At 47.7% G+C, this 20,916-nt stretch carries 6 protein-coding genes and 1 pseudogene; 4 read left to right on the forward strand and 3 right to left on the reverse strand.

Features of this window, described 5'->3' with window-relative positions:
- The first annotated feature begins 32 nt into the window (after positions 1–32).
- From lhpI to gyrB, 3 genes are all read left to right on the forward strand, one after another.
- Positions 33–1,028 carry a bifunctional Delta(1)-pyrroline-2-carboxylate/Delta(1)-piperideine-2-carboxylate reductase gene (gene lhpI / locus BBC0178_RS01155; protein ID WP_078038912.1) on the forward strand — a complete coding sequence of 332 codons (996 nt, stop codon included), beginning with the start codon at positions 33–35 and terminating at the stop codon, positions 1,026–1,028.
- The gene (locus BBC0178_RS01160) at positions 1,025–1,396 is read left to right on the forward strand and encodes a RidA family protein (RefSeq protein WP_078038913.1); all 372 of its coding nucleotides are present in this window, start codon (positions 1,025–1,027) and stop codon (positions 1,394–1,396) included. Before lhpI ends, BBC0178_RS01160 begins: the two co-directional genes overlap by 4 nt.
- A 575-nt stretch (positions 1,397–1,971) precedes the next feature.
- A complete protein-coding gene (gene gyrB / locus BBC0178_RS01165; protein WP_078038914.1) occupies positions 1,972–4,401 on the forward strand; it encodes a DNA topoisomerase (ATP-hydrolyzing) subunit B in 2,430 nt (809 codons plus the stop codon).
- A gap of 522 nt (positions 4,402–4,923) precedes the next feature.
- Here gyrB and pncB read toward each other — a convergent pair.
- From pncB to BBC0178_RS01185, 3 genes are all read right to left on the reverse strand, one after another.
- Positions 4,924–6,228 carry a nicotinate phosphoribosyltransferase gene (pncB, locus tag BBC0178_RS01175; RefSeq protein WP_078040292.1) on the reverse strand — a complete coding sequence of 435 codons (1,305 nt, stop codon included), beginning with the start codon at positions 6,226–6,228 and terminating at the stop codon, positions 4,924–4,926.
- 117 nt (positions 6,229–6,345) lie between these two features.
- Positions 6,346–14,940 (reverse strand): glycoside hydrolase family 94 protein, encoded by an 8,595-nt coding sequence (locus tag BBC0178_RS01180; protein WP_078038916.1) that lies wholly within the window; start codon positions 14,938–14,940, stop codon positions 6,346–6,348.
- A gap of 330 nt (positions 14,941–15,270) precedes the next feature.
- Entirely contained in the window at positions 15,271–17,565 is a 2,295-nt protein-coding gene (locus BBC0178_RS01185; protein ID WP_077970029.1) for an NADP-dependent malic enzyme, read from the reverse strand.
- 375 nt (positions 17,566–17,940) lie between these two features.
- Here BBC0178_RS01185 and mutS point away from each other — a divergent pair.
- Positions 17,941–20,610 (forward strand): annotated as a pseudogene (gene mutS / locus BBC0178_RS01190) (DNA mismatch repair protein MutS); the annotation flags it as partial.
- Positions 20,611–20,916 lie beyond the last annotated feature (306 nt).

Here is a 20,916-nt window from a genome sequence, read left to right on the forward strand (position 1 = left end):
TAAAAAACGGTCGGGGAGTTTTAAAACATATTATGGATAGGGTGAACGCCAACAGAAACGAAACAGCAGACGCTTTGCCATTCAAAGACCTGATTGATGCATTGGACAAAGGTTTTGCTATCGGGTGTGCCAAGCCCGAGCGCCAACATCTGAAATTGGGAAAACAACAAAACAACCCGCCGATCATGTTGTTGATGCCAGCTTGGACAAACTCCGAAGTTGGACAACAATTTCTGGGCGTGAAAATTGTCAATGTTTTTCCTGACAACCGTTTGAAAAATTTACCCGGTCTCACGTCGACTTATATTCTTTATGATGGCGATACAGGCGAAGAGCTGGCAATATTTGACGGCAATACATTGACAGCCAGACGTACGGCAGCAACATCGGCTTTGGCCGCGCGTTATCTATCCTCGCCACGATCGGAAAAATTGGCTATTATCGGTGCCGGTGAAGTTGCACAATTATTGGCTGATGCATTTTCTGCTGTCCGGCCTATCAAGAAAATAAGCATTTGGAACCGGACGAAAAAATCCGCTGAAAAATTGGGAAAACAGCTTGAAGATGCAGGCTTTTATGTAACCATAGCGGGTACTGCCGAAGAGGCTGTCAACGGGGCGGATATTATCTCGGCAGCCACACTTTCAAATGAACCGGTTATTCACAAAAATTGGGTAAAGAAGGGCGCCCATGTTGATCTTATCGGTGCTTTTACGCCGCAGATGCGAGAAGCGGATGATGATCTGGTGCGCCACGCCAAACTTTATATTGATACAGCCGAAGCCCTTGAAGAGGCAGGCGATTTATGTATTCCGATCGGCAATGGCACAATAAAAAAGGGCGATATTCTAGCGACACTAAGCGACCTTGCTTTATCAAAAGAACCGCCGGAACGAGGTGATGACGATATCACCCTGTTCAAGGCCGTGGGGTCCGCTCTTACAGATCTTTATGCGGCAAAACTTGCTTTTGAAACATTGTCTGAACGCCGTCGGGGTGAGAAAAATATTCGAGAGGAGAAAATATGACGATAAAACGTATTGATGCGAATAAGAGGATGAGCGAGGCGGTCATCTATAACGGTATGGTTTTTCTTTCAGGACAGGTCGGCAGCCCCGGAAAAACCACCAGAGAACAAACAATTGAGGCGCTCGCGTCAATCGATCAATTGTTAGCAAAGGCAGGAACCGATAAATCCCGTTTATTATCTGCAACAATCTGGCTTGCCGATATGGTGGATTTCGACATTATGAACGAGGTTTGGGAAGCATGGTTGGAAAAAAGTGCAGCTCCGACAAGAGCAACCTGTGAAGCGCAACTTGCTTCTCCTCTCTATCGGGTGGAAATAATCGTCACGGCTGCATTGGAAAAAATTAATGGAATGATTGAGTTTTAAAGCCTTGAAGACAAATATTCAGGGCAGAAAAACGCGAACGCTTTTTTCCGATATTGGCGGAAAGAGTGATGGAATCGCAATCTTGTTTTTTGTCGGCAATAAGAGGCTTCTTTCCGGAAAATCCGGAAAGGGGCGCTTTTGCCGAACTTGAAAGAACACCCTAGGAAAACAATTTTTTCAAACGTTTCCGAAACAAAGAAATCTAACAGTATGCGTCAGCAAGTTGATTTTATATGTTTTAAGATGAAATAATTATGGCCGAAAATTTTTAAGCGTGAAACGATCGTTTTACATCACGATAAAAAGCAATAAGACACGAAGCGATATGAAAGAAATTATATTTATTCGAGTCATTCTTGTAGAGACGATTTTGATAAGTTTTGGTGCTTTTCTAAAATTAAGCCACATAGACTATAAAGCTCTTCCTGTAGAGACCGGTTGAACCGTCTATCCACGGGAAAAATGCTGAAAAAACTTGGTAAATCAAGGCTCATGGCGTATAAATAAGGAGCTTATCCGCCTTGATTCGTAAGGCGGCTTAACATCTTGTTTTTAAAGCAGAAATGGACTGACTTATGAGTGATCAAACAACGCAGCATCACGAAGGCGATTATGATGCCGAATCCATTAAGGTACTTAAAGGCCTTGATGCCGTGCGCAAACGTCCGGGTATGTATATTGGCGATACTGACGACGGTTCAGGTTTGCACCATATGGTCTATGAAGTTGTTGACAATGCGATTGACGAGGCATTGGCCGGCTATGCAACCCTTATCACAGTCACACTGAATGCCGATGGCTCTTGCACAGTGACTGATAACGGGCGCGGGATTCCGACAGAAATTCACCCGACAGAGGGTGTTTCGGCTGCTGAAGTCATTATGACGCAGCTTCACGCTGGCGGTAAATTCGACCAGAATTCATATAAAGTTTCCGGTGGTCTTCACGGGGTTGGCGTTTCGGTCGTCAACGCATTGTCGGTCTGGTTGAAATTGCGCATCAAACGCAAGGGTAAAATTCATGAAATGACTTTCACCCATGGCGAACCGGATGCTCCGTTGAAAGTTGTTGGCGAATGTGGCGATGAAACCGGTACGGAAGTTACTTTTCTTCCCAGTACCGAAACATTTACAATGGTCGAATTCGATTTCGATACGTTGGAACGGCGCCTTCGCGAGCTCGCTTTTCTGAATTCGGGTGTTCGTATTCGTTTAACAGATCGCAGACATGCCGATGTGCGTGAAGAAACATTGCATTATGAAGGCGGACTTGTCGAATTTGTGAAATATATCGATCAGTCCAAAAAGCCGCTTATTCCCGAACCTATTTACATTAATGGCGAAAAAGACGGCATGACTGTCGAAGTGGCCATGTGGTGGAATGATTCCTACCATGAAAAAGTTTTGTGCTTTACCAACAATATTCCCCAACGTGATGGCGGCACACATTTGGCCGGTTTTCGTGGTGCATTGACGCGTCAGGTTAACGGTTATGCAGAAACATCGGGTATTGCGAAAAAAGAAAAAGTCGCTTTGACAGGGGATGATTGTCGTGAAGGTTTAACGGCAATTTTGTCGGTAAAAGTACCGGATCCGAAATTTTCTTCGCAAACTAAAGATAAGCTCGTTTCTTCCGAAGTGCGGCCGGTGGTTGAAAACCTCGTCAATGAAGGGCTTTCCAATTGGCTTGAAGAACATCCCACCGAGGCAAAAATTCTGATCGGCAAGGTTGTAGAAGCAGCCGCAGCCCGTGAAGCCGCGCGTAAAGCTCGTGAATTGACCCGCCGTAAAGGTGCTCTGGATATATCATCACTTCCGGGTAAACTCGCCGATTGTCAGGAACGCGATCCGGAAAAATCGGAAATTTTTATCGTCGAGGGTGATTCAGCCGGTGGCTCTGCAAAAAGCGGAAGAGCACGCCAAAATCAGGCTATTTTGCCTTTGCGCGGTAAAATTTTGAATGTTGAACGCGCCCGTTTTGACCGTATGTTATCGTCGGATATGATTGGTACTTTGATTACCGCACTTGGTACGTCAATTGGCAAGGACGAATTCAATCCCGATAAATTGCGTTACCATAAAATCATTATCATGACGGATGCCGATGTCGACGGCGCCCATATTCGTACGCTATTGTTGACGTTCTTTTTCCGTCAAATGCCGGAATTGATCGAACGGGGCTATGTCTATATCGCCCAGCCGCCGCTTTACAAAGTAACGCGTGGCAAATCTTCCCAATATATCAAGAATGAAAGCGCTTTTGAGGAATCGTTGATTGAAGCGGGCCTTGAAGGCAGTGTGTTGGAACTTGCCAATGGCGAGATGCGCGCCGGTGCCGATTTGCACCAATTGGTAGAAGATGCACGTGTGATAAGAAATATGCTTCATGGTTTAAATACCAGATATAACCGTACTGTTGTCGAACAGGCGGCAATTGCCGGTGCACTTAATCCGGAAGCTTTGTCGACAAAGGAAAAAGCACAAGCAACGGCTGATCATGTGGCCGCCCGCCTTGATTTGATTGCCGAAGATATGGAACGTGGCTGGACGGGACATGTTAATGACGATGGCGGCTTGCGTTTCGAGCGGGTTCTGCGCGGCGTAAAAGATGTTGTCGTTCTCGATATGGGGTTGATTGCTTCGACCGATGCCAAACGGATTGATAATATGTCTCATCATCTTGATGAAATTTACGGGAAACTTCCGGTTTTGCGTCGTAAAGACACGACAGAAACGATTTCGGGTCCGATTGCTCTTCTCGACACCATTTTTGCCAATGGCAAGAAGGGGCTCACAATGCAACGTTATAAAGGCTTGGGTGAAATGAATGCCGAGCAGCTTTGGGAAACCACACTTGATCCCAATGCACGGTCACTTTTGCAGGTCAAAATTGGCGATGCACAGGACGCCGATGCAGTTTTTGCAAAATTGATGGGCGATGAAGTGGAACCACGCCGTGAATTCATTCAGGACAACGCTCTGAACGTCTCGAATCTTGATGTTTGATCGGTGTGAAACAGGCCCGAAAAGCTTGGACCGCCGGGAATGAACAACAGTTGATGAAAGTTTCCGGCACATAAACGGCACTTTTCAAATTCGGATTAAATCGCATTTCTCGTATAAAACTTTTTTCAAAAGCCGGCCTTTTCAGGGCCGGTTTTTTATTGTCTTCAAGGGAATAGCCAGCCCCCAAACTTCTATGGAAAATAGGCGAGTGGTGTTTGAAAATTGTAAAAGCCTGAATGCTGATACAAAAAGGCACATAAAAGCAATTAACTATTGGCGAAATAGAATAGCCACGGAAAAACAGTTTTTCGTCAAAGCTCTCTACAAGCTGTTAGCTCGCGCGTGTCTTGAAAGCACAATTCAGGATAGAAAATAGACATTCCATTTTGTGAAGCAAAAAACGGGAACGACATTGCCCCCCGCTATTGTCGTTTCCAAATGTGCATAAAAAACCTCCCGCCATATGAAAGTGACGGGAGGGATAAAATCAGCAGCAATGAAAAATGAACGGAAAAGAGCTTTTTAAACCCTTACCGGTTTCGACACACGTTCTTCATTGCCAAAGAACTGCAAATAACGGCGAATTTCACTCGGCTCACCAATGGCTTTTTCAGGATTATCCGAAAGTTTGACAGCCGGTCGACCATTCGCATGGGTAACCTTGCAAACAAGCGAAATTGCATCAAGTTCCTTGATGTCATCGGGAGCACAACCGGCAAAATCATTGGTCAGATTGGTTCCCCAGCCGAAGCTCATGCGAACGCGCCCTTGAAAATGTTTGTAGGTTTCTTCGATTGTATCGACATCCAATGCATCGGAAAAAACAATAAGTTTTTCACGCGGGTCTTTGCCGTGGTCTTTCCACCACTTGATAATGCGCTCACCCCCCTCGATTGGCGGTGCACTATCCGGACGGAAGCCGGTCCAGTCTGCCACCCATTGAGGCGCATTGCGTAAGAACGCCGCTGTGCCGAAAGCGTCAGGCAGTGCAACCAGAAGATTGCCGCCATAATAACGGTTCCAATCCTGCATAACCCGATAAGGAGCTGTGCGCAATTCCTCATCATTATTGGCAAGGGCTGCAACAACCATCGGCAATTCATGGGCATTGGTGCCGATTGCTTCCAAATCATTGTTCATGGCCAGAAGCACATTGGAAGTACCGGTAAATGAACGTCCGATTCCTTCTTTCAAAGCTTCGACACACCAGCGTTGCCATAAAAACGAATGGCGGCGGCGCGTACCAAAATCGGATATACGAATATCAGGATATTTTTTTAACCGCTCGACCTTGCTCCACATTTTGGCTTTTGCCCGCGCATAGAGAATGTCGAGTTCAAATCGTCCGAGATTGCGCATGGCTGCACGCGAACGCAATTCATTGATGATCGAAAGCGCAGGTATTTCCCACATTGTGGTGTGGGTCCACGGCCCCTCGAAATTCAAAATATATTGCCCGTCTTTACGTGTCAGCTCGTATTCAGGCAATTGGAAACCTTGAAGCCAATGGAGAAAATCGGGTGTGAAAATCTGTTTGCGACCATAAAATGTATTACCGGCAAGCCAGATCATTTCCTTTTTGGTAAATTTCAAAGTGCGGGCATGGTCAAGCTGCGCCCGCAATTCTCCCTCATCAATTTCATCGGCAAGCCGCACCGTTTTTGTCCGGTTGATCAGTGAAAAAGTAACATCGACATCCGAATAAAGTCCCCAAATCATTTGCAACATCAGGAACTTATAGAAATCGGTATCAAGCAGTGATCTTATAATTGGATCAAGCTTCCAGGTGTGATTATATACACGTTCTGCGATATCAGTTTGCGCCATAGCACTTTCAATCTGTTTGTTGCCTCTACCCAATGGGAAGAACGTTACCTTGATAAAAGAACAAAAGGAAGTAAAGCCTTCGCGAGGAACTTCAAGGAGTTTTTAAACCCCTTGAAGTTATTTATCGATCGTCAGATTAATTTCATGATGTCCTGTCTTTTTCAGACCGATGCCGTTTTCAGGTTTGTCGACCTTCTTGTCATCAACTGTCAAGCCAAGATTTTTACCGCGATTAACTTTGATAACATAGATTGCGCCGTCAAATTTTACGGTTGCTTCGTAACCCGGCCAATCTTTTGGCAGACATGGTTTGAGATAAAGTTTGGAACCATTGCGGTTGATGCCCAGAATAGATTCTGTAGCAGCACGATAGAACCAACCGGCAGAACCTGTATACCATGTCCAGCCGCCTTGGCCACGCCGTGGTTCGACCGAATATATATCGGCAGAAATCACATAAGGTTCGACGCGATAGATGTGAGGTTTTTTCCCGTGCGAAATCGGGTTGATCATCGAAAAGACCTGATAGGCCTTGTCTTTGTCTCCGAGTTTGGCAAGTGCCAGAATGCTCCAGATTGCACCATGGGTATATTGACCACCATTTTCGCGAATGCCAGCCGGATAACCCTTGATATACCCCGGTTCAAGTTCGGTCTTGTCAAAGGGAGGCCAGAACAGACGGATGAGCTCACCTTTCTCGTCAAGCAAGTGCTCAAGCATGGACTGCATGGCCTGTTTTTGATGTTCTTCCGTTCCCATGCCGGAAATAACACTCCACGATTGGGCGATCGTATCAATCTGGCATTCGTCGTTGGTGTGTGAACCCAAAGGTTCACCATTATCGAAATAACCACGACGGTACCATTCTCCGTCCCATCCGCTCACCTCAAGCGCTTTGGTGAGCTTCTCCAGATGATGCGTCCATTTTTTGACGCGTTTTTCATCCTTGCGTTCTTCGGCAATCGGAATGAAAGCTTGTAAAGCTGTGCCAAGGAACCAGCCGAGCCAGATGCTTTCGCCTTTCCCTTCAATGCCCACAAGATTCATTCCGTCATTCCAGTCGCCGCCCAGCATTAACGGTAGGCCGTGTTTGCCGGTGCGTTTGATTGCAAGATCAAGGGCGAGTGCGCAATGCTCGTAGAGTGTGGCAGTTTTTGGCGAAATGGCTGGCTGGAAATAGCTGTCATGTTGGCCTTCCTTGAGTTTGTCGCCTTCAATAAAGGCAATATCTGTATCAAGAAACTCACGATCGCCCGTGGTATTGACATAAAGCGCAGCACCATAGCCGAGCCAGGCCACATCATCGGAAATCAATGTTCTGACACCGGCGCCGCTATCGGGCAGCCACCAGTGTTGCACATCACCTTCAGGAAACTGGCGTGATGCGGCATTGATAACCTGTTCACGGGCAAGTTCCGGCTTGAGCAGCAAGAGTGACAATGTGTCCTGCAACTGGTCACGGAAACCGAATGCTCCGCTTGCCTGATAAAATGCGGCTCTTGCCATGATGCGGCAGGCATAGGTTTGATAGGGAAGCCAGTTATTGACCATGAGATCGAATGAACGGTCGTTTGTTTTGACCTGTAGGCCGGAAACAAAATCTGTCCATTGTTTTTTCTCTTTTTCAAGAACAGAGGTAAATGTTTCTTTCCGGACGCTATCAAGGAGCTTTTCTGCTTCCAGACGATTTTTGGCATTACCGAGATAGAAGATAATCTCTTTCTTTTCACCGGCTTTCAATTCGATGTCAAAAGCAAGTGCGGAGCACGGATCACGTCCGGCTTCAACCGTGTTCGACAGCGGCTCGCCTTGACGGATCGCTTGCGGATGTTTGACAGTTCCGATCGAGCCGATGAACTCCGTTCTGTCGGCCGTATAGCTTGAAGGCGTGCTGCTTGCCGCAATGAAGCTTACTTCTTCGGACTTCTCCGTATGATAAGGATTGCGAACAAAAAGCGCACCGCGTTTTTCGTCATAATCGGGAATGATGAAGGGAGCAGCTTTTGCCCTGACTGTGCCCAATACCCATTCGACATAATCGTAAAGTCTCAGGCTTCTCGGGCTCTTGTCTTCGTTTTTGATGACAAGACGCGATAGCCTTATCGGGCGTTTATTATCGACAGTGTGGGTCAATTCCAGACTTATCGTTCCGTGTTTCGATGTGAATGTCGAATAGCCAAGGCCGTGGCGCGCTTCATAGAGTGCGCTATCATCACATTCGACAACCGAAACCGGCGAGAAACGTTTTAACGAGTGACGGTCGACAATGTAGAGAGCTTCGCCCGGACGGTTGACAACAGGATCGTTCGCCCATGGTGTCAATTGATAATCGCGGCTATTGCCCGACCAGGTAAAACTCGACCCTTCTGCCGAAACGTGGAAACCGAAATGCTCGTTGGAAATAACGTTAATCCATGGATTTGGCGTTGCATTTCTTCCTGAAAGACGAATGACATAGCTGTTGTCCTTGTCGAAGCCGCCATAGCCGTTCCAATAGGCAAGGTCTTTGCCATCCGGAAGCGGGCAGGATTTATGCTGGTCGCCGATGATACCGATTGATGTAAATTGGCCCTGTTCAAGCGGCATAACAATCTCTTCGTGTTTGCCGCTTTTTCGTTGCGCAGCTTTGCCATTGTTATGCGTCTTGGCAGATTGAGCAGTTTCCTCATCTTTATTGCGATGGGAAAGGTCGGAATCGATATTTTCCATGCGCTGCATCTGTTCGGACAAGGAGCCATTCTGGGCTTGTAAAACAATGCGGGCACTGGCAAGCAAAGTCTTGAAACTCTGCTCGTTCATCTGGTCACGGCGGACAGTGAAAATATGCTGGCGTCCGTCTGCTTCGGCGGTGCGGTTGCGATAACCTTCGCACATCCATTCAATGGCGCGCTGGGTATCTTGCGCATAAGAAAAAGCCCGTTCGTTCAAAATGACAATATCGACAGTCAATCCGCGCATCCGCCAATATTCATGCGCTTTCAAAAGTCCGCGCAAGACTTCGAGATCGGCTTCATTATCAAGCCTGAGCAGGAAGATCGGAAAATCGCCGGATATTGACATCGGCCACAAATCGGATTGTTTGCCAAGGTTTTCAGCGAGCGCCTCCGAAGGCAAACGCCACGTGCGATCCGGATAAATAAGGGAAGTCGCGTATTTCTGGTAAACGACGGATTCCTTTGGCTTGATACCAAGCTGGTAAAGCGACACTTGCGAACGGGTCCAGGCAAGCGAGAATTCGCGCTGGAATACATTCGGTTGACGGTAATATTCAACTTGGGATGCAAGCTTTTCTTTCGAATTTGCTGCAAATGTCCAGAAGATAAGTGCGGCTTTTTTATGTGCTGGAACCCGAACACGACATCTTATTGCTGCAATTGGATCAAGCACACAACCCTCTGTTCCGGTGAGAGTGGCACCACGGTCGAAAGCGGCAGGACGACGGATAGAGCGCCCGCGGCCGATGAAAACACGCCTGTCGGTCTCGGCTTCCGCATCACGAACAGAACCGGATGTATCGGTGACAAAATGGGCAACATGGATTTCCGGATCTTTCGGGTCGCGTTTACGCCTTTTGGCATAAATTGTTCCGCCTTGATCGGCAATTTCCGTTTCCACAAACATGCGTGCGAAGACCGTATGGGCCGCATCTGTCTCGGGCGTTGTCAATACCAGTTCGGCATAGGACGTAATTTCAAGAATGCGATCTTTGGAAGTAGTGTTGATAAGCTCGATACGTCGACCTTCACCATCACCTTCGGATGCAACAATACATTCCACAGTCGATTTTATACCATCGACCGTTTTTGTATATTCGGCCTTTTCGTCGGTGAAAACCGCTGAAGCTTCTTCATCGGCAACGCGCGTTGGTTCACCCGTTGCCGACCACCAGCGGCCGGAAGCAGGGTCACGCAAAAAGATGAAAGTGCCTTGCTGGTCTTCGGCTGCATCGGGCATGAAACGGGTAACAGCAATATTGTTCCAGCGGCTATAGCCGGAACCTTTGCCGGTCAACATGACCGAATAATTGCCATTTGACAAAAGCACTGTCGAACGTGGTTTGGTGAGCGGGGCTTTGATAACGCGAACCGGTGCGTCTTCAAAACCGCCAGCATCACTGCGCATCGGATTAGCCGTTTTTGCATGAACCATAGGAATTTCACGCGGCGCTTTTTCCTGTAACAGAAGCTGTGCCGCTTCGATCACCGGATCGCTATGGAAACGGTTTCTCATGCGGCCATCGAAAATAACATTGTCAATTGCGAGAATAGACATGCCGTGGTGGTGCGCATAATAATTCTTGACGACGGCATATTTTTCGCCTTCACGCACACGCGCCGGTGTGAAATCAACCGAGTCATGGAAACCGTATTCGCCGAGCGCACCGAGCTTGCGCAAACGTGCAAGATTGGCGACTGCTTCTGTCGGCATATATTGGGAAGCGAGAATGCTTGCATAAGGCGCAATAACAGCATTGCGCGAAAGGCCACGTTGAAGACCGAGACTGGGAACACCAAAGTTGGAATATTGGTAGTTCATCTGTTGATCACGGGCATTAAACGCTGCTTCCGAAATGCCCCATGGCAACCCGCGTTCATTGGCATATTGGATTTGTCTACGAACAACAAGCCGGTTTGTCTGGTCAAGGAGCGATCCCAGAGGCTCGCGCATGACAAGCGGTGGCATTAAATATTCGAACATAGAACCCGACCAGGAAAGCAGAGCACCTTTCCAGCCGACCGGTACCAGCATACGACCAAGGCGGAACCAATGTTCAACCTTGACATCGCCTTTGGCAATGGCAAAGAGGCTCGAAAGACGGGCTTCCGAAGCAAGCAGATCGTAGCAACTTTCATCAAGCTCGTTTTCCTGAACACGATAGCCGATGGACATGAGACGACGTTCCTTTCGTTCAAGGAAATCGAATTTCATATCAAAGGCAAACTGCCGTGCTCTTGCAGAAAGATCACTTAAAGTCTTGCGTAAAGCCTCCGTATCATGATCGGCGGTCGCGTCATGAGTGTGAGCTTCGCATGTCTCGATCAAACATTCGGCCCATGAAACAGCATGACGGGATTCATCGCTTCCGATTTCACCATCAAGCTCGCTCGTGAGACGGCCTATATCGTTTGCCGCAATTGTGAGATTTGCCGTGCGGAATGTTGCCGTTTCCGGTTCATCCATAATCGAGCGGACAGCCCTGCGGAAATTGGCCATGCGTTCATCAATTCGTCTGCGAAGCGGGCGCAGGATGCGACGGTCATCGGGGATGAGGTTTAATGTTTCCTGCAAAATGTCATTAACATCAAGGAGGCCTGCAAGATCACCTTGTAGGAATACGGATGGTGCTTCAGACCATTCTCTCAAGGCTGCAGCCAGTGTTACAAGATGGCCGGCAAGATTGCCCGAGTCGACAGTCGAGACATAGCTTGGTACAAGGGGCCGCAAAGTATCGGTTTCATACCAGTTGAAGAAATGCCCGCGGAATCTTTCCATTTTATCCATTGTATCGAGTGTGCGTTCGATACGCTGGATAGCATCATCGAAACTGACCCAGCCGAAATCACGAGCAGCGACTGTCGAGAGCAAATAGACGCCGATATTGGTTGGCGAGGTTCTGCGCGCCAGAACCGGTACCGGATCTTCCTGAAAATTGTCGGGGGGAAGAAAATTGTTATCGGCATTGGCGAATGTTTCGTAATAATGCCAGGTGCGGCGCGCAATACGCCGAAGTTCGTTTTTATCGGCTGGCCGGATTTCAAGCGAATCCTGAAAGGCAGCCGAACGGCTTACGATCCATGCAATAAGCGGTGAAAAGAACCACGCAAGACCAAAGGGCAGGGCTACAAAGACAGCAGAATTATGAAGTGCTGCCGGAAGTGCAATGGAAATCACGCCAATCAATGTCGCCGGCCACATGGTGGTGACATAATAGGAGAGCGTGTTGGGCGAAGAACGCGTTGCTGCCGATGTTTTCCATTCGAGCAAATGTTTATGTGAAACAAACATGCGATAGAGCGTACGGATAATCGCATCAACCATATAAAATGCCGAATAGGCAAGGAAGGTCGTGCGCAGTGCAACATCTGCTGTGCTGGTTGCAATATTTGTCAACACCGATTGGAAGTGGCCACGTAACGAATTGTCCATACTCGTTGGCATAATGTTGCGCAGAACACCAAGTGTGGGGGCAATAAACATGCCCAAAAGCAGGAATAATTGCCAGAAAACAGCCGTATGAAGCGGCAAAACACACCAACCTACAAGCGAGGCAATAATCCACATGAGCGGTGTCAGAGAACGCCGCAAATTATCCTGCATTTTCCAGCGGGTAATGAGGTTGATATTGTGACGGGTGAAGAGATAGGGCAGTAATTGCCAATCACCGCGGATCCAGCGATGGTGACGGGCAACATCAACATTATAAGCCGTAGGATAATCTTCAACCACCTCGACATCGCTCACAAAGCCGACGCGTGCATAACCACCTTCAAGAAGATCGTGGCTCAAAACGCTGTTTTCGCGCACTTTGTCAGCAAGCGCTATTTCGAATGCATCAATGTCATAAAGGCCTTTACCGGTATAGGTGCCTTCGCCCAAAAGATCCTGATAGGTATCGGAGACGGCAAAAACATAAGGGTCTATGCCGCGATTGACGGAAAAGACACGCTGCAGGAATGAAGCATCATCACCGGTGGTAAGCGAGGGTGTCACGCGCGGCTGAAGAATGCCATAACCACTTTTGACAGTATGTGTTTTCGGGTCAATGACCGGACGGTTCAATGGATGATTGAGCTTTCCGACAAGGCGGGTGACTGCCTCGGTGGTGAGCTTGGTGTCGGAATCAAGTGTCATGACAAAGCGGCAATCCATTGGCAGACGTGGGTCTGTCGGGAAGAAACTGGTGTCGCGGTCACCGCGCAAAAGCAGATTCAACTCGTGCAGCTTGCCGCGTTTACGCTCCCAGCCCATATAGCAATCTTCGCCGGGATTGTACAAACGGTGGCGGTGTAAAATGAAAAAGAGTGGCTGCCCGTCACCGCGATAATAACGGTTGAGATCGGCAATACCATTTTGTGCATATTCGAGGAGATCGCGATCGTCGGCTGTTTCTTCCTTTTTCGAGTCGGCCCAGTCTGTCACCAATGCGAAATAAATTGCCCCTTGCGGGTTTGAAAGATAGTGAACTTCGAGATTTCTTATCTGCTCGTCAATAGAATCGCGCGAGGTTATCATTGTCGGAACAACGACGAGCGTTTTGGCTTCTTCCGGAATGCCGTCTTTATATTCATATCCGATCAATCGCCGTGGTTCGACAGTCCAGGCAACAAGAGTATTGAAGAGCGCAAAAGCGGTATCCATTGTCGGGAAAAGCGCAAGTGCCGTGAAAGTGAGCGACAATGCATGGCTCAAGCCGGTTTCCCTCAGCAATGCATAAACTGCAATGAGAATGAGAATGGTGAGAACCGAAACCGGAATGGCAATGCTGAAAATTTTCATCGCGCGGAAGGCACGCATGAAACGGGTCGAGAACGGGCAATCATAATTGCAAGCCTGTTCGAATGCTTCTCGTCCCGGCCCCACAAGATACCATGCAACCGATGCTCCAGTCGCGACACCGTCTTTCTTTGCATTCTCCACCATGTCGAGTGCTTTTTTCGTCACCTCGAGTTCGCTTAATGGCGAACGACGGGCAATTTTTTCGATGATGACGCGATAGGTATTGCGCGATGGAAAGTCGATTTCTCCGAAATCGCTGTTTTCACGCAACATGAAATCGACATGGCTGACCGTTTCGAACCAATATGTCCAATCAACGTCATCAATCGCTTTCAGGGCACGGATGATATTGCCCATGGTTACACCGCCGGTTGATTGGCGCGAATGTTCTTCGGCAGTTGCCGATTCAGGGTCGCTGCCATGACGATGTAACTGCTCTTCAAGCCAGTTTAATGCAGTCGTTGAATCAACAGAAGCGCCACGCAAACGATAAAGAAGATGGGCGGCAAAAGTCGGGTCGGCAACAAGCGCTTGGTAAGTTGAAAAAATGTTCTGAAGTGCATTGTCATTTTCAGCCAGAGCCATTTGGTCAGCGGCCTGGTTTGCAAATCGCCGCATCCGTCGGGCTTTTTCAATGCGCATGGAAAGTCGCCGCGCATTTTCAATGAGAACCATACGGACAGCCGACGGCAAAGCCCATAATTCGCCAATCTGGAAATCGGCAACCTGTTGGTAACCATTGACCATGGCCGTTAAAGTTTTAAGCGAAAAACTGCTGTCGGTATGGGCGACATAAAGCCAAGCCAGTGCGAAAATTCTTGGCAGTTCATTTTCGCCTTTATAAGGGGGAAGCTGTTTGACGAATGCACGCGGAAAATCACGCCGCGCCTGCTGGATGGTCTTATCAATCGTATAATGGTTGTCGAGCAGCCATTGTGCTGCCGGTGTGATGGCCTCGTTATTGCGAGCTGCGGCATCGGTCGAGCGGAAGGTGTGAAGAATGAGCTTGGAATTTTCGGTGAGCCGTTCTCTGAAATCGAATGGCGTATATTCCGGCAAAACAATTTTTTTGCCCTCGGCCATTTCATGGGCCAGTTGCTGTAGCTCGTCTTCCGACTTGAATGTCGAACGGATTGGAAAAGCTGTATCAGGAAGGTAGCGTACTTCCGTTTGCTGAGAAAGAAGCCATTTGATTGATGATGCAGTTTCCGCCATATTATTTGATCCTTGCTTTAAAAAGCTCACGCGACAGAATTTAGCCTGTTTTTTTACCGATAAACTATATCTTTTTTATTAAGCCCAATTTTCAATTTTTTTGGTAAACGCCAAACACTTTATATTACATGCCGATAAAAATAGGACATAGTGTTAAAAATTGAATTAAATTGCGCTGCTACGGGGGAAAAATCAGCAAGCCAAGGCATTTGTTTAATAAAACGCTTCCCCGCCATATCTGTGAGCCAGCTATAAAGTTCAAGAATTTATTTATAAAGCAATTAATAAAAGCCCCGTTAGAGAAAACGAGGCTTTAAAATCCGGATAGATCTATTTTGTTGTGTTATAGGCAGCTAATGCTGCCATCGTCACTATGTCGGAGTCACGTGCGCCCAAGGGAACAATCTGGGCCGATTTTTCGAGACCGACGAGAATAGGTCCGATCAAGGTTGCTCCGCCGAGTTCCTGCAACATTTTGCTGGCAATTGAAGCAGAATGGTAGCCCGGCATAACCAGAACATTGGCCGGTTCGCTCAATCCCATGAATGGATATTGCTCCATCATTTTCGGATTGAGCGCAACGTCGGCACTCATTTCGCCATCAACTTCGAAATTGACATTGCGTGCGCGAAGCAATTTGACCGCTTCCTGAATACGTTGGGCGCCTTCACCCTTCATGTGACCGAAAGTAGAATATGCCAGAAGTGCAACGCGTGGCTTATAGCTCATATCACGGGCAAAATTTGCAGCTTGCTCGGCAATATCGGCTAATTCTTCCGGATTCGGGTGTTCCGAAATTGCCGTGTCGGCAATAAAAACGGTGCGCCCGCGGCAAATTGCCATAGAAATACCGACAACCCGTTCGCCGGCTTTCATGTCGATAACGCGGCGGACATCGGCAAGTCCGGTTTCATAATTTCGGGTAACACCGGTAATCATCGCATCGGCATCGCCCATTGCCAACATACATGCGGCAAAATGGTTGCGATCATTATTGATGTAACGGTGGCAATCTCTCAATAGCCAACCTCTTCGTTGCATTTTGCTATAGAGATAATCGGCATAAGCATCTTTCCGATCGGACAGGCGGGCATTGGCAATTTTTATTCCGGATCTGTTAAGGTCGATACCGGCTATATGTGCTCTTTTTTCAATAATATCTTCATGACCAACCAGAATGGCACTACCGAGGTTCTGGTTGACGTAAGAAACGGCTGCCCGCATGACCTGTTCTTCTTCACCTTCGGCAAAGACAATCCGTTTGGGATTTTGCCGTACGCGATTATAAACACCGCGCATTGTTGCGGCTATCGGGTCACGCCGCGCAGCCAAATCCCGTGCATAAGCTTCGAGATCAGCAATAGGCTTGCCGGCAACGCCGCTTTCCATTGCCGCCTTGGCAACTGCAGTCGGAATGGCAGATAACAGGCGTGAATCAAACGGTACCGGAATGATATAATTCGGACCGAATTTCAGTCGGGTGCCCCGATAGGCTTCGGCGACATCGTCAGGCACTTCTTCACGGGCAAGTTGGGCTATGGCTTTTGCCGCCGCAATTTTCATTGTTTCATTGATCGTGCTGGCGCGGACATCCAAAGCTCCGCGGAAAATATAAGGAAAGCATAAGACATTGTTGATCTGGTTCGGATAATCCGAGCGGCCTGTTGCCATAATGGCATCATCACGCACCTTGGCAACTTCTTCCGGCGTAATTTCAGGATCAGGATTAGCCATAGCAAAAATGATCGGTTTCGGAGCCATGGATTTGACCATTTCGGGAGTCAGAACACCCTTGGCCGAAACGCCAAAGAAAACATCTGCCCCATCAAGTGCTTCGGCGAGTGTACGTTTGTCGGTCTTGACGGCATGGGCCGCTTTCCATTGGTTCATATTTTCTTGCCGACCTTCATAAACAACGCCTTTGGTGTCGCACAATATGACATTTTCCGACTTGAACCCCATGGCCTTTATGAGTTCAATGCAGGCAATTCCTGCAGAACCGGCACCATTACAGACGAGACGTGTATGTTTCATGTCCCGACCGGTGAGGTAAAGCGCATTGATGAGACCGGCTGTAGCAATAATAGCCGTACCATGTTGGTCGTCATGGAAAACCGGAATATTCATTAACTCTCTTAAACGGCTTTCAATGATGAAACAGTCCGGAGCCTTGATATCTTCCAGATTTATGCCGCCGAAAGACGGGCCGAGATAACGGACCGAATTGATGAAAGCATCAACATCGGTCGTATCAATTTCGAGGTCAATTGAATCGACATCGGCAAAACGTTTGAACAACACGGCTTTGCCTTCCATCACCGGCTTGGAGGCGAGAGCACCAAGATGACCAAGGCCCAAAATGGCTGTGCCGTTGGAAATAACAGCAACGAGGTTGCCTTTGGCTGTATAATCATAGGCAAGAGCCGGATTTTGCGCAATGGCTTTCACCGGAACTGCAACACCCGGTGAATAAGCTAAAGCCAAATCATGTTGGGTTGCCATGGGCTTTGTCGCAATAATTTCGAGCTTTCCCGGACGCCCGCGACTGTGAAAATCCAGCGCTTCCTGATCGAGAGAACTGTAACTTGTTGATTTGTCGTTGTTTTTTTGATTCTTTTTGCTCATTTTTCTATCATTTTCTGAGGTAGCGAGTTTGTTCGCTCCATTTAAGCCGGTATATATGTGATAATAAACGGAAATTATGGATTATATTTAAAAAATAGTCCAAGTTTTTTATTGCTTTTGCATATATTGTCCGGACGTTTCGAACAACAAATTCTGATGACATTTCAATCGACAAGAGTTGGGTATTAAAACACATATTGAATGGCATGACACATAGTTTGGATGCTATAGCTTGAAATATTCCGACAAAGCATTGCGGTTTAAAAAAGCTCTTTGGTGACAAGCCGAAAGCAAAGGTAAAAAAAAGGCATGGCAGAAGAAGTAACCCGGGAAATGGCGGCAGAAAAGCCGGAAAGAAAACATAATCGCTCTGATGATCGTATCACGCCGATGATGGAGCAATATATCGAGATAAAGGCGGCAAATAGCGATTATTTGCTGTTTTATCGCATGGGTGATTTTTACGAGTTATTTTTTGATGATGCCGTTGAAGCTTCCAAAGCATTGGGTATCGCTCTTACCAAACGTGGCAAACATCTTGGCGAAGATGTGCCAATGTGTGGCGTTCCTGTTCATGCTGCTGATGATTATTTGCAAAAACTTATTGCCTGCGGTTACCGCGTGGCCGTCTGCGAGCAGATGGAAGATCCCGCTGAAGCAAGAAAACGGGGTGCCAAATCGGTTGTGCGACGCAATGTTATCCGCCTTGTCACACCGGGGACTTTGACAGAAGACAAACTGCTTGATCCGGCGCGCGCCAATTATCTTATGGCGCTTTCACGCATAAAGTCGGGAAAAGATCAGGAATTTGCGCTTGCATGGATTGATATTTCGACCGGAATTTTCAAAGTAAGCCGTGCCCATGCCGACCGGTTGCTTGCCGATATTATGCGCATTGACCCGCAAGAACTGATTGTTGCCGATAGTGTTTTCCATGACGAGGCATTGAAACCGTTATTCAACATTCTTGGCCGTATCGTCACACCGCAAGCAGCAAGCCTCTTTGATAGCAATATGGCCGAACGCAATATTTGCGACTATTTCAAACTGGCAACACTGGAGGGGCTCGGACACTATGATCGTGCCGAACTTTCGGCCATTTCGGCGGCAATCGGTTATGTTGAAAAAACACAGATCAATGAACGTCCCCCCCTTATGCGTCCTCTCAGGGAAGATGAAAATGCCTCTTTGTTTATTGATCCGGCAACCCGCAACAATCTGGAATTGACACGAACACTTTCAGGCCAGCGCGATGGCAGCTTGATGAAAGCGATTGACCGGACCGTCACCGGCGGCGGTGCAAGGCTTTTGAGCGAACGCTTGATGGCGCCGTTGATTTCACCGGTAACAATCAACGAGAGGCTCGATTCGGTTGCCTATTTTCTCAATGATATGCGGTTTGCCGAAAATTTGCAGGCTATTTTGAAGAGCGCTCCTGATATGCCGCGAGCACTTTCACGCCTTGTTCTTGGTCGCGGCGGCCCGCGCGATATGGCTGCAATCCAGCGCGGCTTTGCTGTTATTTGCGATGTGAGACATCTGTTTGCGGGTAAACTTCTACCGCAAGAATTAAGTGATGCTTTTGCAACTCTTGAAAAATTGCCGGTTGATTTACACAGTCACCTTGATCGCATACTGGCCGATGATTTGCCCTTGTTGAAACGGGACGGGGGATTTGTTCGCGAGAATTATAACAAAGAGCTTGATGAATTAAGAACCTTGAGGGATCAATCCCGCCGCTTCATTGCCGAATTGCAAGGCCGTTATGCGGAAGAGACGGGCGTTAAAGCGCTTAAAATCCGCCATAACAATATTCTCGGTTATTATATCGAAGTCACCGCGCTTCAGGCACCCGCACTGACAGAAACGGCTGAAGCAAAAAGCCGTTTTATCCATCGCCAGACAATGGCGAATGCCATGCGTTTTACCACAACCGAACTTGCCGATCTTGAAAGCCGCATTGCCAATGCAGCCGATCGTGCTTTGACAATCGAACTTGAATTGTTCGAGAAGCTTGTCGCAGAAATTGCAGATCAAGCCGATTTTATCCGGCAAGCCGCTATGGCACTTGCTGTTTTTGATGTTTCCGCCTCCAATGCTTCTCTTGCCGAAGAACAGGGCTATTGCCGCCCGATTGTCGACCAGTCGCTCGATTTCGAGATTGTCGCCGGACGCCATCCGGTGGTCGAACAGGCATTGAGAAAGCAGGCCAAGGAACCGTTTGTAGCCAATAATTGTGATCTTTCTCCCAAAAATGGTGCGAAATACGGCGCCATTTGGCTTCTCACCGGCCCCAATATGGGTGGTAAATCAACGTTTTTGCGTCAAAATGCCTTGATTGCGATAATGGCGCAAATGGGGTCGTTCGTTCCTGCCGGTTCTGCCCATATCGGTGTTGTCGACAGGCTTTTTAGCCGCGTTGGTGCAGCCGATGATCTTGCCCATGGGCGGTCAACTTTTATGGTTGAAATGGTGGAAACAGCAACAATTCTCAATCAGGCAGGCGAGCGTTCATTGGTCATTCTCGACGAAATCGGCCGTGGGACGTCGACATTTGACGGGCTTTCAATTGCCTGGGCAGCCATTGAATATCTTCATGAAGTCAATCATTGCCGTGCAATTTTTGCGACCCATTTCCATGAAATGACAGCGCTCACCGAAAAACTTGATCGTCTTCATAATGTGACGATGAAAGTCAAAGAATGGAATGGCGATGTTGTTTTTCTTCACGAGGTGGGAAACGGCGCGGCAGATCGTTCTTACGGTGTGCAGGTGGCAAAACTTGCAGGCCTTCCGGCCGCTGTTTTGTCGCGGGCAAAAGATGTTCTCCACCAATTGGAAAAAGGCGAAGTCGCCGGTAAAGCCACAAAATTGATAGATGATCTTCCACTTTTTTCCGTTGCTTTGGCACGCGAAGCAGAAAACAGCCGTCAAACTTCAAAAATTGAAGAAGCCTTGAAGGCAATCAATCCGGATGAGCTTTCGCCAAGGGAAGCCTTGGAAGAACTCTATCGCCTGAAACAACTTTCATTGGCTGAAAATTAACGGGAAGGGCCAGAAATTAACCTTCTGAATCGTCAAAACCATGTGTGTTTTTTAAAGCGCTTGAAGCGCGGGCAAAGCCCGCTTTTCACATTTTTAATAAGATCGGATGGTTCAACAAGAACGGGGTGATGTTAAACGGGGATATATCAAACAATCATCCGGAGGCTCTCAATTCACATGAACCAATGGTTATTGATCGCATTGGTCTTGAATTGTTTGCCTGACCGCCGAAAAAAGCCGGTATTTAAAAAATCCGGTTTCGGCTTAAAATATCAAGATAGTGCTTCCGCTCAAGCAAAGTGATTT

The organism is Ditibartonella apihabitans, from assembly GCF_002007485.1.
Classification (GTDB): Bacteria; Pseudomonadota; Alphaproteobacteria; order Rhizobiales; family Rhizobiaceae; genus Bartonella; species Bartonella apihabitans.

What these genes read in the sequence shown, in the direction of transcription:
- gyrB (WP_078038914.1), top strand. Translation starts at nt 1,972, where the DNA reads ATGAGTGATCAAACAACGCAGCATCACGAAGGCGATTATGATGCCGAA.
- BBC0178_RS01160 (WP_078038913.1), top strand. Translation starts at nt 1,025, where the DNA reads ATGACGATAAAACGTATTGATGCGAATAAGAGGATGAGCGAGGCGGTC.
- BBC0178_RS01185 (WP_077970029.1), bottom strand. Translation starts at nt 17,565, where the DNA reads ATGAGCAAAAAGAATCAAAAAAACAACGACAAATCAACAAGTTACAGT.
- pncB (WP_078040292.1), bottom strand. Translation starts at nt 6,228, where the DNA reads ATGGCGCAAACTGATATCGCAGAACGTGTATATAATCACACCTGGAAG.
- lhpI (WP_078038912.1), top strand. Translation starts at nt 33, where the DNA reads ATGGATAGGGTGAACGCCAACAGAAACGAAACAGCAGACGCTTTGCCA.
- BBC0178_RS01180 (WP_078038916.1), bottom strand. Translation starts at nt 14,940, where the DNA reads ATGGCGGAAACTGCATCATCAATCAAATGGCTTCTTTCTCAGCAAACG.